Below are 13,407 nucleotides of genomic sequence, written 5' to 3'. Positions count from 1 at the left end.
CGGGTTATTTTGTCGCTAAAAATGATATTTTAAATTGGCCTGTTATTGGGTTAATTGCTCAGAAGGCAGGAACAATTTTTTATCCGTCGAGGCGATAAAAGCCATATTATGGCGATAGCCGAAAAAATCGTTTGGTTATTAAAGCAGCAAAGCAACATTATTATTTTTCCAGAAGGTACAACGACAGTAGGTGATGACGTATTAAATTTTCATGCGTCGTTATTTCAACCGGCGTTATTGACTAAAGTACCTATTCAACCTGTTGCGATTCAGTACAGTGACTCTACAAAAAGCTTAGCGCCTTTTGTCGGCGATGACGCGTTTGTGCCGCATTTATTAAGAATGTTAGCCTTAGATAACGTTGACGTTACGATTACGTTATTACCGTTGGTAAGTACAACAGGCAAGACCCGGCAAGCGGTTTCGGTGGAAACGAGAGAATTGATACGTCAACATATCGTCGAGCCGCAGGATAGGCATAGCTTAAAGCATCGTGCGTGAGCGTGTTTCACTTAAAATCTGTGCCTTGCTGTATTAATACTTGCCAGAAGTGATGGCAGGTGTTACTGATAGCTTTATTTATTTCAAACGGTCAAGTGGTAGGGTCTCGCTGTGCGCCATCATTAAAAATTAATGAAAAAGATGCGCACAACGCACCTTACGGCAACACAAGATACCGAAAGCTTGACCGTTCAGAGTATATAGCAATGGTGTTTCTTTCACCATCTGTCGGCTTAACATAAATACTTGTTTTTCGTTAAAGGTTAAAAAGAGTATGTTGTTTATTGTATTAAGTTGTTGCCTAATCGGTTTAGTCGCTGGTTTGCTGGCTGGCCTATTCGGTATAGGCGGTGGTTTGATTATTGTGCCAGGTTTGGTAATGGTGTTTAGTGCGCAACATTTTTCAGAGTCGTCGTCATTGATACAAGCGGTTGCAACGTCATTAGCGACTATTGTATTGACAGCGCTATCTTCGGTTTATGCGCATCATCGATTAGGAACTGTGTTGTGGTTTAAAGTATGGCGGCTAGCGCCTATGATTATGCTTGGTGCGGGCGTAGGTGCGGTGGTAGCTGAGCAGTTGCCGGTGATATGGCTGCGTTTAGTGATAGTAGTTTTTTTAGTGTACGCTGGTTTACAGCTCGTGTTATCGGTAAAAGTACAGCCGGATGTTAAACAACAATCGGTTTGGTTGGATGGTTTAGCCGCTAGTGTGATTGGCTTATTATCGGCGATTGTTGGTATAGGTGGTGGAACCTTAACCGTGCCTTATTTGGTTTATGGCGGCTTTGAAATGCGGCAAGCCGTTGCTGTTTCAAGTGCATGTGGCTTGCCAATTGCCATAGCTGGGACGGTGAGTTACGCTTTACTCGGTTTAAAACGCCCAGAATTTACCAGACTATAGTGTGGGTTATGTTTATGGGCCGGCTTTTATTGCGATTGGTGTATGCAGTGTTTTGACAGCTCCATTGGGTGCGAAACTTGCGCATCGCCTGCCGGCGGCTAAATTAAAAACGTTATTTTTCTGTGTTACTGTTTGCGTCAGCGTTGAAACTGTTATTTTCTTAAGCGCTGAACGCGTCTTGGTCGATAAAGATGTCGATTCCATTAGCCGGGTTAATTTGTGCGACGGGCAAATCGGCACCTGCGCGCCATTCGGCGACTTTAGCTTGTTTTCCAGCACCGGTAATTAAAAATAATACATGACTGCTAGTACTTAATGCCTTGGCACTTAATGAAATTCGCTCTGGCGGTGGTTTAGGAGAGTTATAAACGGCATGCACTAATTCATCTAAGTCATGTTGATGACCCGGAAATAAACTAGCAGTATGGCCATCTTCGCCCATGCCTAATAACACCATATCAAACGGTAAGGCATTGGCTACGATAACACGATAAGCGGCAGCGGCAGCTTCGTTGCCTTGTTCGGTAGGCATGGTAAACACCTGTGTAGCGGGTATAGTCGTTTGTTCTAACAAGGTGGTGTTAGCCATAACGCTGTTTCTATCGCTATGGTCAGCCGGTAAGCAGCGTTCATCGCCATAATAAATCTGCCAGCGAGACCAATCCGTGTTGCTTTGGGCTAATAAACGGTAGACTTTTTTCAGGTGTGCTACCGCCCGCAAGCACGAGTTTAAAGCTACCGTGCTCTGCGATAGCTTGGTTTGCAGCACTAAGAATGTGGTGGTAAGCAGCTTCGGCGACTTGACTACTGTTGTCAAATACACGCCAACGACTATTTTCTTGCATTTATTTACACTCCGGAGTTAATGAGCTACGCCAATATTGGCTATCTTTATCAAATAAGCGGCTATCTTCTGGGCCCCACGAGCCCGCTGGATAGGTTGCGATATAATCGCGTTCGATAGCCCAGGTTTTTAAAATAGGGTCAACGATACGCCAAGCATGTTCCACTTCATCGAAGCGTAAAAACAATGAGCGGTCGCCTTTGAGTACGTCTAAGAGCAAATCCTCATACGCATCAATGGCTTTTTCGTTGGAATTACGAAAAACTGGCGTCTAAACTGGTTGTGCGTGTATTCATTTCTAAACCAGGTTCTTTCACCGTCATTTCGATTTTAATGCATTCTTCCGGCTGTATGCCTAACAGAATCCAGTTTTGTGCCATGCATTGCACATCGGTGTCGCGAAAAAATTGTAACGGCGGGTGGCGAAAGCATATCGAAATAGAGGATTGGGCAACAGCTAAGCGCTTACCGGTGCGTAAGTAAAATGGGACACCACGCCAACGCCAGTTGTCAATGTATAGCTTCATTGATGCGTAGGTTTCGGTATTGCTATTGCTAGGAACATGGGATTCGTCTAAATACGCGATGGCTTTTTCATTATTGATATGGCCTTTGCTGTATTGGCCACGAAATGCTTGCGCATGTACGGCTTCTTTAGCAATCGGGCGTATTGATTTAAGCACTTTCACTTTTTCATCACGTAATGCTTCCGCTGCCATAGACACCGGTGCTCCATCGCAACTAACGTCATTAATTGCAGCAAATGACTTTGTAACATGTCGCGCAAAGCGCCTGCGCTGTCGTAATAATCGCCACGTCCTTCTATGCCTATGCTTTCTGAATGGGTGATTTGCACATGGTCGATATAATTTCTATTCCATAACGGTTCTAGTAAAAGGTTGGCAAAGCGAAACACTAAGACGTTTTGCACCATGCCTTTACCTAGATAATGGTCAATGCGATAAATTTGGTCTTCACTTAAGTATTGGCTAATGCGTTTTTGTAAGGCTTGCGCGCTATCGAGATCATAGCCAAAGGGCTTTTCGATAATGACCCGCCGCCAACCTAAATCTTCGTTAAACAAGTTTTGTGAACTTAAGTACCCCATTACTGGGCCAAAATCAGCCGGGCTTATCGATAAATAAAAAGCAATATTGTTGCAAAAACTGCTGTCATTTAATAATTTCGCTAAGCGTTGGTAATTTTCAATATCGTGTATATCACCTTGATGGTAGTCCAGCTTTTCGGAAAACTGTTGGAAAATAGCGTCGTTAAAGTCTTGTTTGAGTTTGGCTTTGAGCATGTCTGCGACTTCGTTTAGCCATTGTTGTTTACTCCAAGGGCGACGACCCATCGCGAGAATCTTTGTGCCTTGAGGTAAGCGTTGTGCAGCTTCTAAATGATATAAAGCGGGCATTAATTTGATGCGCGACAAGTTGCCTGTCGCGCCAAAGATGACATAGGTGCACGGTTCGGCGTTCATAGTCTGTACCTGGGCGAGCGTGATGACTGCTAAATCCTAATGCAGCACTAGGCTTGGGGAAATGCTTAGTGTTGCAGAGGTTTATGTCATGTGGATGGGAAGAGGCGTAAACCTCGTTTTTTTGCTTAAATCGAGACGATAAGCAATGTCACCGTCTCGACTACGTTACTCAATAATCTGTCGTATTGGCGTTTTCTAAGCCGAGAATAAACGCCCATTGCTCCGGGGCTACTGGCATCACTGATAAACGGTTACCTCGTCTAACTAGCGCAAGCTCTGCTAATTCAGGTTTAGCTTTCAGTTCTTGTAACGTGATAGTGCGTTTTAACAATCTGACTAGTTTTATATCAACCATGACCCAGCGTGGATTATTGGGGTCGCTTTTAGGGTCATGGTGTAAATCGCTAGGGTCAAAGGCCGTAAGGTCAGGGTAAGCTTCGCGCGAGACTTCCACAATGCCAACGATGCCGGGTTCTTCACAATTAGAGTGGTAAAAAAACACTTGATCGCCTAATTTCATATCATCACGCATCATATTGCGCGCTTGATAGTTGCGTACACCATCCCAAGGTTCGGTTTGTCCGGGTGAATGGTATAAATCTTCGATGCCAAATGTGCTGGGTTCTGATTTTATTAGCCAATAGTTCATTGTTTGTTCGGTGTGATAAATGAAGATTTGCCAAGCTTAGCGCTAGCTTAAGCATTTGGCAAACGGTTATATACAAATTTTTATTACAATTCAATTCGATAACCGTTGTTAGGCGATTGTATAAGCGAATGATTTAGCAAAATGATAGCGATAGTAAGATAGTTTTTTTACTAATAGTAAACAATCTACCGTAGTATAAGGTACATATCGAAGAATTTGTGCTAAAAGAATAGCAAATACAGTAAAACCCGTATTACAATCAAGGTTACCGCAACTTCACAAATGCTTATCTCGGAGATTTTATGGCTATAAAACGCGCCAAGACCGACTTCACCGCATTTAACGATTTATAAGCTGCCGTTAACAGCTTTTATATCGATTACGCATAGACTTACAGGAATATTATTATCAGCCGGTTTATTACTTTTTGTATTAATACTATCGGCGTTAGCGATGGGAGAAGCTAGCTACCTGACATTACAAGCAGTGTTACAGTTTTGGTTAATCAAATTGATTTACTGGGGCTTTGTGTTTGCCTTATGTTTTCACGCGTGTCATGGGGTAAGGCATTTGTTTTGGGATGCTGGCTATAGTTTTGATAAAGAAACCTTAACGCGGTATGCGCAAATTGAACTCATTGCTGCATGTATATTAACGCTAGTAATATTACTCGCTGTTTAGAGATGACTTATGGATTTTAAAACACCTATCGCTAAAGCGCAGGGCTTAGGCTCGGCAAAAACGGGGACTATGCACTGGTGGTTGCAACGTGTAACTGCTGTCGCATTATTACCCTTATCGTATTGGTTGCTGGCTTTTCTCAGTTTATGTATGTCAGCGTCTTATCAGCAAACGTTAACGTGGTTACAAATGCCCTGGCATTCGGCGTGTTTGGCGGCTTGGGTGTTGGCAGCGTTTTATCATGCTGCTTTAGGTGTGCAAGTCGTGATTGAAGATTATGTACCTGGAGAAGCGCGGAAAATCTTAAGCGTATGGTTAGCCAATTTAGTGTTTGGTTTATTAGCCTTAACGGCTTTGCTGGCGTTATTGCGTATTGTGGTTAAAGGTTAAGTTATGTCAGCATATAAAATTATTGAACACGCTTACGATGTCTTAGTGGTAGGCGCAGGTGGCGCGGGTTTACGTGCAACGTTAGGAATGGCGGAAAAAGGCTTAAAAACAGCGTGCTTAACCAAAGTTTTTCCAACGCGCAGTCATACCGTTGCCGCACAAGGCGGTATTAGCGCTGCTTTAGGCAACATGGGCGAAGATGATTGGCGTTTTTCACATGTATGACACGGTAAAAGGCTCGGATTGGCTAGGCGATCAAGACGCGATTGAATATATGTGCCGGGAAGCCATTCCTGCGGTGATCGAGCTTGAGCATTATGGTGTGCCGTTTTCACGCACTGAAGATGGCAGAATTTACCAACGGGCATTTGGCGGCATGACCACGCATTATGGTAAAGGCCAAGCTCAGCGTACTTGCGCGGCTGCCGATAAAACCGGTCATGCGATTTTGCATACCTTATATCAACAAGCGTTAAAACATAATGCTGAGTTTTTTATCGAATTCATCGCCTTAGATTTAATCATGCAAGACGGTGAATGCCGTGGCGTATTAGCTTGGTGTTTAGATGACGGTTCGCTGCATGTATTTAAGGCTCATTCTACAGTGTTAGCAACAGGTGGTTATGGGCGTAGTTATTTTTCCTGTACGTCGGCCCATACAGTGACCGGCGATGGTAATGCGATGGTGTTACGTGCAGGTCTACCGTTACAAGATATGGAATTTGTGCAGTTTCATCCTACCGGTATTTATGGTTCAGGGTGTTTGATAACCGAAGGGGTAAGAGGCGAGGGGGGGTATTTAACCAATTCTGAAGGCGAGCGTTTTATGGAGCGCTATGCGCCGTCAGCAAAGGATTTGGCGTCGCGAGATGTCGTTAGCCGGGCGATGACGATTGAGATTAACGAAGGTCGTGGCGTTGGTAAGCTTAAAGACCATATTTACTTGCATATCGAGCATTTAGACCCAGCGATTATTCACGAGCGTTTGCCGGGCATTGCTGAAACCTCTAAGATTTTTGCCGGTGTCGATGTCACAAAGCAGCCGATTCCAGTATTACCTACTGTGCATTACAACATGGGCGGTATTCCGACGAATTACAAAACCGAAGTGGTGACCTTAAAAGACGGCAATCCTGATAGTGTGGTACCCGGCTTAATGGCAATAGGCGAGGCGGCTTGTGTATCGGTTCATGGTGCTAATCGTTTAGGCTCAAATTCTTTATTAGATTTAGTGGTATTTGGTCGGGCGGCAGCGCTACGTTGTGCCGAACTCATCAAGCCAGGTAGCGCTCATAAACCACTTGCTAAATCAGCGTATGAATCTGCGTTAACTCGCTTTAACACAGTGCGTTATGCGCAAGGCTCGTTAGCTGCATCTGAAATTCGTTTGGCGATGCAACGAACTATGCAAGCGAAAGCGGCGGTTTTCCGTACCCAATCGACGTTGGACGAAGGTAAATCCTCGATGACAGATATTCGACAGTCATTTACCCAGCTTGCGTTAAATGACCGCTCGTTAATTTGGAATACCGATTTAGTCGAAGCGTTAGAGCTGGATAATTTATTGGCTCAAGCGGTGGTCACTATTCATGCGGCAGCTAATCGCACCGAAAGCCGAGGTGGACATGCACGAGAAGATTATCCTAAGCGGGATGATGTGAATTGGCTAAAACATACGTTAACCTGGTGTACCGAGGCTAACGTAGCTATTGATTATCGCCCTGTGCATTTATATACGTTATCCAGCGATGTGGAAGCTATTCCACCTAAAGAGAGGGTTTATTAAGTGCGTATTTTTTACAAACGTCTTAGTCGACATTTTTACGACCCAGTTATTGAGTTAACATTTATGGCTGAATTTACCTTACCCAAAAATTCGGTATTAACCGAAGGCAAAACTTACCCAGCACCGGAAGGCGCTGGCAATATTCGCCGTTTTGAGATTTATCGTTGGAATCCTGATACTGGAGAGAATCCGCGTATTGATGCCTATCATTTAGATATGGATGACTGCGGGCCTATGGTCTTAGATGCCATTTTAAAAATTAAAAACGAAGTCGATAGTACATTAACTTTTAGGCGCTCATGTCGTGAAGGCGTATGCGGCTCATGTTCTATGAATGTTAATGGTAAAAATACCTTAGCGTGCATTAAAGCGATTGATGCGTATGAAGGTACGATAAAAATTATGCCGTTACCGCACATGCCGGTAGTGAAAGATTTAGTACCCGATTTAACCCACTTTTTATGCGCAATACGCAGCAATAAAACCGTGGATAGAAACCCAAACGCCTGCACCGGCCGATTCTGAACGCTTACAAAGCCGTGAGGACAGAGCTAAATTAGATGGTCTGTATGAATGTGTCATGTGTGCGAGTTGTTCGACCAGTTGTCCTAGTTATTGGTGGAATAGCGAGCGCTATTTAGGCCCTGCGGTGTTATTACAAGCGTATCGCTGGTTAGTCGATAGTCGTGATGAAAATACCGGCGGGCGTTTAGACGAGTTAGAAGACCCGTTTCGATTATATCGTTGCCATACCATTATGAATTGCACCGATACCTGCCCTAAAGGTTTAAACCCAGCTAAAGCCATCGCTGAAACTAAAAAAATGCTAGCGCAACGGCGGTTAGGTTAACCAGTGCATCAGCAGTCTAAATTGCATTGGCAATGTCGGCGCGGCATGTTAGAGCTGGATTTGCTGTTAAAAGACTATTTAGACAAGCATTACCCTTGTGCGAATGAGCAAGAACAAGCTAAATTCTTAAGCTTGCTTGAACTAGAAGACACCGAATTGCTTGCCGAGCTGCAAGCACTCATCTCGGAGCGACGCTAATGCAGGCTATCCTCTTAAGGCGGGACAGCTTTAGTTTTAAGCCCCTAAAGCTAAATCGTCATTCCGGCAGGGATTGCCGGAATCCAGACGCCATGGATGGCAATCAAGTACATCCCTGTACCCTCGATCTCGGCAATCCATTAATGCCAAGGATGGCATGTATTAGAGCAACGCAGGAGCAGTTGCCGAGCCGCGATGGCGTTGTTCTCATTGGGCTGCCCCGGCTCAAGTAGGTTGCCTTAATGCGAGATAGGTTAGAGCGATATTTTCAGTTGCAAGCGCAAGGCAGTACCTGGCGCACGGAATTATTAGCCGCAGCAACGATGTTTATCGCTTCGGTTTATATCGTGATTGTCAATCCGGCTATTCTCAGCCAAGCGGGCATGGCTTACGAAGCGGTACTGACCGCCACAGTGTTAGTCTGTACCTTTTCATCTATTACCATGGGGCTATATGCGAATAACCCCATTCTGGTTGCGCCCGGCATGGGGATTAACGCGTATTTCACTTATGCCGTCGTGCTGCATAAGCATATTCCTGTCGCCACTGCGTTAGGGGCGGTGTTTTGGAGCGGCGTCATTTTTTTGCTGCTGTCAATTTTCAAGGTTCGTAACAAAATAATACAGGCCATTCCAGACAATGTTCGCTATGGCAGTGCGGCAGGCATTGGCTTATTTATCGCGTTAATCGGCTTGTTTAATGCGGGTTTTATTGTTGTCAAAACACCGTTTATTGGTCTAGGCGAGTTAAACAGTTTAACGTTAACCTTTGTCGCAGGGCTTGTTATTGCCGCCGTCTTAACAGTCAAACGCGTCACCGGTGCGTTAATTTTAACGGTGTTGCTCACAACGTTATTAGCTTATCCAATAGGACGTTGGTATGGCGACGCGTCGGCGGTTAATTTTGGTCATGCGCAATTAGTGCTATGGGACGGTTGGTTGGCGTGGCCGGATTTTAGTTTACTGTTTCAACTCGATTTGCTCGGCGCTTGGCATTGGTCGGTATTACCGGCGGCGTTTTGGTTTATTGTTTACCGATATGTTTGATAGCATTTCAACCTTTGTCGGCGTTGCGGAAGCAGGTGAGTTAACTGATGCTGACGGCAGACCTAGACGTATAGAGCGCTCTATGGTGGCTGATGCGTTAGCGACGATTTACTCTGGGATATTTGGTTCAAGTCCTGGTACCGCTTACATAGAATCGGCATCGGGCGTTTTATGCCGGTGGTCGTACCGGATTAACGGCGGTTTTTGCCGGTTTAATGTTCGTTCCGTTATTATTTGTCGCACCTTTAGCCAAATTAGTGCCAGCAATAGCGACGGCACCGGTGTTAATCATTGTCGGCATGGCGATGATGCGCTCAGTCACACGCATTGCTTGGCAAGATTCGTTGGCTGCGATTCCTGCTTTTATCACGCTGTTATTAATTCCACTCAGTTATTCAATTACCCAAGGCTTAATCTGGGGCTTGCTGATTCACACCGTATTGCAATGCGTTAGCGGTCGGTGCCGTGAAATATCATTAGCTTTATGGTTGATTAATGCGTTTTCTATAGTGTTGTTGGCTTTAGACACGATATAAACCAAGTTTGCGTTCTATTGTTCTCATGTTGCTGTCCTGGGTGGGGATACTTATCTTATGTTATATACCAATGCGGTAAGGGGATTCGCCGATAGGCAATCGACCATTTTTCTGCACGCCGATAGATACGCCCTAATTCAGTCCGCATAAGCGTGTTCGGCACGGAGCCGGTCATGCTTAAAACGTCATTGCCCGTACCGGGTCGAGCAACTTAGGCGGCGGTGCAGAAAAGTTTTTTGATGTGTATTGTATTTATTTTAGGCTATGCTAAAATTTTGCTAACAACTTCAAAGAAAAAAACACTTTAATGTTTTACAATCATTTAGCAAACGGTGTGATGTAATGTTTTACGTCAGTTAGGATGGCTAATTTACGTTGGGCATCTGTTACCAGACTCATGGGATTTTAGCAGTGGTTAATCCAGCAGCGCCAGACAAGACCTTCGAAGCTTTCTGGGCGGAACTCTCAGCCTTGAATCCGGCCTTTAGCCCGTATATCTGGACTCCAGCAGTTTCTAAGCCGGTCACACGGATAGGAAAGTTCTACGGGAGGGCATTTACAGTTTCTGCGATTACCGAAAGCTCTGTGACAATTGATTCGCCGGACATTCACGGCATAGTAGAGGTACCGCGTGAATCATTCGAGGTCATATATGCCGATTGGCGTCAATATAGATACGAAAGTCTTGCAAACACGAATTCGCAAGAAACACTACACGTCATAAGCATCATCGAACATGTTGTGCAGACATGGGTGCGCCGGGAGGAGCGAACTAAGCTAATTGAGTTGGCTCGAACCGCTGAACTACTTGACGGCATCTTTTTGGTCGTCAGCTACAACGGCCATGGTCGGATTATTGGTCCCTCGCCAGTGGGAGAACCGGTGTTACTTAAGGAAGTCTTTTCCGATCATACGCCAGCAGTTTTATCGGAGCTAGAGTTGGCGGCGACTAAACTGTTCAATACAAGGGCCACAAGTATAGAGAAGCTGGCGGCGGAACATCCAGGTTTTGATAAAGCAGCCTATCGGTCAGTAGTGGCGAGAACTCAGTGGGCTGATAGATAACATGACTAGCGCATGTATCGAGATACCCAACCCTGCAGTCAACAGGACGCTGCGCGATAAAGCCGCGCAGCGCCTGTTACTTTGAACGTTAGGCCGCTTAAGGGGGGGGCGAATGAATTACGCCGAAGAGTTGGCCTACTGGTACCTTCGCTTAAATGGATTCTTCCCTATCAGCAACTTTGTTGTGCACAAGTCTAGTCTCGTGTCGCATACGTCCGACATAGATTTGCTGGCGATACGGCCGCCATTTGTGTATGAAGAGGTTGGCGGCCAACCGCAAGATTGGGATGCTTATCTGACCGGAAAATTGGACTTCAATCGTTTAATTGGTGTCGTGTGTGAAGTTAAGTCGGGCTCCTTCGAAGACGAGAAGTTGTTCCGCAGCGACCATCTCCGCTACACTCTTTCTAGACTTGGGCTTGTTTCTCCGAAAAACATTGAGCAGGCACTCGCAGGGCTTAGTCAATCAGCAACCCTAGAGGTCGACGGCGGTACCTTAGTTGCGAAGTTGCTCGCTTCATCTACCGAAGGCCGTGATGGCCCATACCTAAGTCGCTCGCTGTCTCAAATGGAGGACTTTCTCGCTGAGCGGGTGAATCGCTACCAAGTTCGAAAGTATGGCGACAGAATGTTCTTTCCCTCGAATATGTTCCAGCTCATCATCGCACAAGTTCATCGTCAAATCGCGCAGCGCAACTTGTAAGTCGCATAGATGTAACCCGTAAGACGTATAACTCGTAAGTCGCATAGATGTAGGGTGGATTCGCCGATAGGCAATCCGCCCTCGGGGTACACCGATGGCGGTTTGCTGTCGCGAAACCACCCTACGCCTATGCTATTATTTCCGCTAGCTTGTGTTTTGATGCGGAGATTTATATGCCAAACTACCGTCGTAACTTCGTCCCTGGCGGCTGTTGTTTTTTTACGGTCAACTTGCTGGAGCGCCAACGCTCTTTGCTCACTGACCCTATTGACTTATTACGCGATTCGGTGCGCCGCGTGAAACGCTTGCATCCTTTCCATATTGACGCTTGGGTAGTATTACCGGATCACATGCATTGTGCGTTTGGACATTACCGCCTCATTGTGATGATATCCCTATGCGCTGGCGCTTAATCAAGCTGCTGTTTCTCAAAAGGCTTGCCGCGCACCGAACGCTTGTCGGCGACACGGCGCAAACGTGCCGAACGCGGCGTATGGCAGCGGCGTTATTGGGAACACACGCTCACTACAGAACTGGATTACACCAGTCATATCGACTATATCCATGCTAATCCTTTAAAACATGGCTATGTTAACCGTGTACAAGACTGGCCTTACTCTTCCTTTCATCGCTACGTCCATGATGGCATTCTGGCATTGAATGGGTGTGGTGATATAAGGGATTTGCCAACAGTGTCGGATTAAGCTTTCAATTAAATACCGTACAAAGCAAGCTTTGTACTCCAAAATGCCTTAACTTAATGGCATATGCGTTTTTGGCATGGAATGAACTACGGAACTGCATTTATGGTGTTAAAGTGACTTGGATATGCCGTCCCAACGCCTTGGCAGCCAATTCTAATTGCTCTAGTTTTGAGGCATGGTTTAAATCAAACAGGCGATCAACCTGTGGTGCTTTCCAGCCCAAACGCCGAGCTAATTCAGCCTTACGGATGCCTTGTCTCAGCATCTCGCTGTATATAGCTAGTTTTAAAGACTCTAAAGCGGAGGGGCAGACGGTGGGCAAGCCAGGCTGTACTGAAGCGATAGGCAAAGGTTTGCGGTCATCGATATAAAAAGATAAGGCTGTTTCCAGCGCATCAACAGCTTGTTTAAGCGCGTCGCCTTCGTCAATGCCAAAAGTAATCGCTTCAGGAATATCAGGAAACACCACCAAAACACGACCGTTATCGGGTGTTAAAACAACTGGATAATCAAACATAAGCTTTTCCTTATTTCAGTCCGAGTTGGCGTTTAATAGCAGCTTCGATACCTTTGCCCAGCTAGTCAGAGCTATGCATGGGTAAAACCGATTGCCTGCCGTTCAAAAACACTTTTAAATGAGAACCTTTGCCAGGTTTAAACGTAGCGCCTTGTTGCTCAAGCCACTTTTTCATTTGTTTAGAGTTCATGCGGTTGCCCAATCGATTTGTGCAGATTTATGTTAACAGTTGTGTTGTTTTTTTTTTTTTTTTTGCAAAAAACCACAAAAATGTAAACTTTTGCTGTAAACTAAGCTTCAGCATTGTAGATACGTTATCCTCACTATGGTTTTATGCACCTCTGCGTTATAATGAAAACGTTTTAAACAACTTCGCACTTATGCGTTATCAGCCTTCGCTTATGAATAATACGACTTTGACGACAAATTCTTTTCAAGATCTTTTTTTCTTCCACGTTTCTTTTAGGTAATATCGGCGCGCCTTTTGTGATTGGCATGTCCGTTGGTTATTTTGCTAAAAAATGCTACGCCTTGCGTTAGTTTTTAGGGG

At 45.2% G+C, this 13,407-nt stretch carries 14 protein-coding genes and 6 pseudogenes; 14 read left to right on the top strand and 6 right to left on the bottom strand.

The annotated features are described in order from the left end of the window. The first annotated feature begins 108 nt into the window (after positions 1–108). From VZ94_RS06955 to VZ94_RS33120, 3 genes and pseudogenes are all read left to right on the top strand, one after another. Positions 109–501 carry a lysophospholipid acyltransferase family protein gene (locus VZ94_RS06955; protein WP_052700290.1) on the top strand — a complete coding sequence of 131 codons (393 nt, stop codon included), beginning with the start codon at positions 109–111 and terminating at the stop codon, positions 499–501. 274 nt (positions 502–775) lie between these two features. Further along, complete coding sequence (locus VZ94_RS06950) at positions 776–1,405, top strand: sulfite exporter TauE/SafE family protein (RefSeq protein ID WP_239649707.1); 630 nt, start codon at positions 776–778, stop codon at positions 1,403–1,405. Between the two features lies 1 nt (position 1,406). Continuing rightward, positions 1,407–1,490: pseudogene (locus VZ94_RS33120) on the top strand (sulfite exporter TauE/SafE family protein); the annotation flags it as partial. Positions 1,491–1,565: 75 nt separating this feature from the next. Here VZ94_RS33120 and pgl read toward each other — a convergent pair. The 4 genes and pseudogenes from pgl to VZ94_RS06935 all read right to left on the bottom strand — a co-directional run bounded on the left by pgl (position 1,566) and on the right by VZ94_RS06935 (position 4,381). Next, a complete protein-coding gene (gene pgl, locus VZ94_RS06945) occupies positions 1,566–2,126 on the bottom strand; it encodes a 6-phosphogluconolactonase (protein ID WP_439097709.1) in 561 nt (186 codons plus the stop codon). Next, a complete protein-coding gene (locus VZ94_RS30365) occupies positions 2,035–2,250 on the bottom strand; it encodes a 6-phosphogluconolactonase (protein WP_275575159.1) in 216 nt (71 codons plus the stop codon). The genes pgl and VZ94_RS30365 overlap by 92 nt, the downstream gene beginning before the upstream one ends. Continuing rightward, positions 2,251–3,732, bottom strand: a pseudogene (gene zwf, locus VZ94_RS06940) (glucose-6-phosphate dehydrogenase). It lies immediately after the preceding gene. Positions 3,733–3,901: 169 nt separating this feature from the next. After that, on the bottom strand, positions 3,902–4,381 hold the full coding sequence (locus tag VZ94_RS06935) for an EVE domain-containing protein (RefSeq protein WP_045778680.1): 480 nt from the start codon (positions 4,379–4,381) through the stop codon (positions 3,902–3,904). 345 nt (positions 4,382–4,726) lie between these two features. On the opposite strand from VZ94_RS06935, the gene sdhC reads away from it, so the two are divergent. From sdhC to VZ94_RS33115, 11 genes and pseudogenes are all read left to right on the top strand, one after another. After that, entirely contained in the window at positions 4,727–5,062 is a 336-nt protein-coding gene (sdhC, locus tag VZ94_RS06930; protein WP_082081445.1) for a succinate dehydrogenase, cytochrome b556 subunit, read from the top strand. A gap of 9 nt (positions 5,063–5,071) precedes the next feature. Beyond that, on the top strand, positions 5,072–5,452 hold the full coding sequence (sdhD, locus tag VZ94_RS06925) for a succinate dehydrogenase, hydrophobic membrane anchor protein (RefSeq protein WP_045778678.1): 381 nt from the start codon (positions 5,072–5,074) through the stop codon (positions 5,450–5,452). 3 nt (positions 5,453–5,455) lie between these two features. Then, positions 5,456–7,238: pseudogene (sdhA, locus tag VZ94_RS06920) on the top strand (succinate dehydrogenase flavoprotein subunit). A gap of 63 nt (positions 7,239–7,301) precedes the next feature. Further along, positions 7,302–8,088: pseudogene (locus VZ94_RS06915) on the top strand (succinate dehydrogenase iron-sulfur subunit). A gap of 3 nt (positions 8,089–8,091) precedes the next feature. Continuing rightward, positions 8,092–8,286: a succinate dehydrogenase assembly factor 2 gene (locus VZ94_RS24280; protein WP_239649705.1), complete on the top strand. Its 195-nt coding sequence runs from the start codon at positions 8,092–8,094 to the stop codon at positions 8,284–8,286. Between the two features lie 242 nt (positions 8,287–8,528). Continuing rightward, positions 8,529–9,332: an NCS2 family permease gene (locus tag VZ94_RS26880; protein WP_204369071.1), complete on the top strand. Its 804-nt coding sequence runs from the start codon at positions 8,529–8,531 to the stop codon at positions 9,330–9,332. Continuing rightward, positions 9,325–9,441, top strand: a pseudogene (locus VZ94_RS32690) (hypothetical protein); the annotation flags it as partial. The gene VZ94_RS26880 and the pseudogene VZ94_RS32690, both read left to right, overlap by 8 nt. A 106-nt stretch (positions 9,442–9,547) precedes the next feature. After that, positions 9,548–9,868 carry a hypothetical protein gene (locus VZ94_RS28270; protein WP_239649704.1) on the top strand — a complete coding sequence of 107 codons (321 nt, stop codon included), beginning with the start codon at positions 9,548–9,550 and terminating at the stop codon, positions 9,866–9,868. A gap of 375 nt (positions 9,869–10,243) precedes the next feature. Continuing rightward, the gene (locus VZ94_RS06900) at positions 10,244–10,933 is read left to right on the top strand and encodes a hypothetical protein (protein WP_045778676.1); all 690 of its coding nucleotides are present in this window, start codon (positions 10,244–10,246) and stop codon (positions 10,931–10,933) included. 112 nt (positions 10,934–11,045) lie between these two features. Further along, on the top strand, positions 11,046–11,636 hold the full coding sequence (locus VZ94_RS06895; protein ID WP_045778675.1) for a hypothetical protein: 591 nt from the start codon (positions 11,046–11,048) through the stop codon (positions 11,634–11,636). A 173-nt stretch (positions 11,637–11,809) separates the two neighbouring features. Then, a pseudogene (locus VZ94_RS33115) lies at positions 11,810–12,340 on the top strand (REP-associated tyrosine transposase). A gap of 100 nt (positions 12,341–12,440) precedes the next feature. Here the strand turns inward: VZ94_RS33115 and VZ94_RS06885 are convergent. Together VZ94_RS06885 and VZ94_RS25090 are read right to left on the bottom strand one after the other, a co-directional pair. Then, a complete protein-coding gene (locus VZ94_RS06885; RefSeq protein ID WP_045778674.1) occupies positions 12,441–12,857 on the bottom strand; it encodes a type II toxin-antitoxin system HicB family antitoxin in 417 nt (138 codons plus the stop codon). A 61-nt stretch (positions 12,858–12,918) separates the two neighbouring features. Next, positions 12,919–13,047, bottom strand: a complete 129-nt coding sequence (locus VZ94_RS25090) for a type II toxin-antitoxin system HicA family toxin (RefSeq protein WP_109867664.1) — start codon at positions 13,045–13,047, stop codon at positions 12,919–12,921. Between the last annotated feature and the right edge of the window lie 360 nt (positions 13,048–13,407).

The organism is Methylocucumis oryzae, from assembly GCF_000963695.1.
GTDB classification, from domain to species: domain Bacteria; phylum Pseudomonadota; class Gammaproteobacteria; order Methylococcales; family Methylomonadaceae; genus Methylovulum; species Methylovulum oryzae.
The sequence above is the reverse complement of the archived record's forward strand: the minus strand, read 5'-3'. Positions and strand labels throughout refer to the sequence as shown.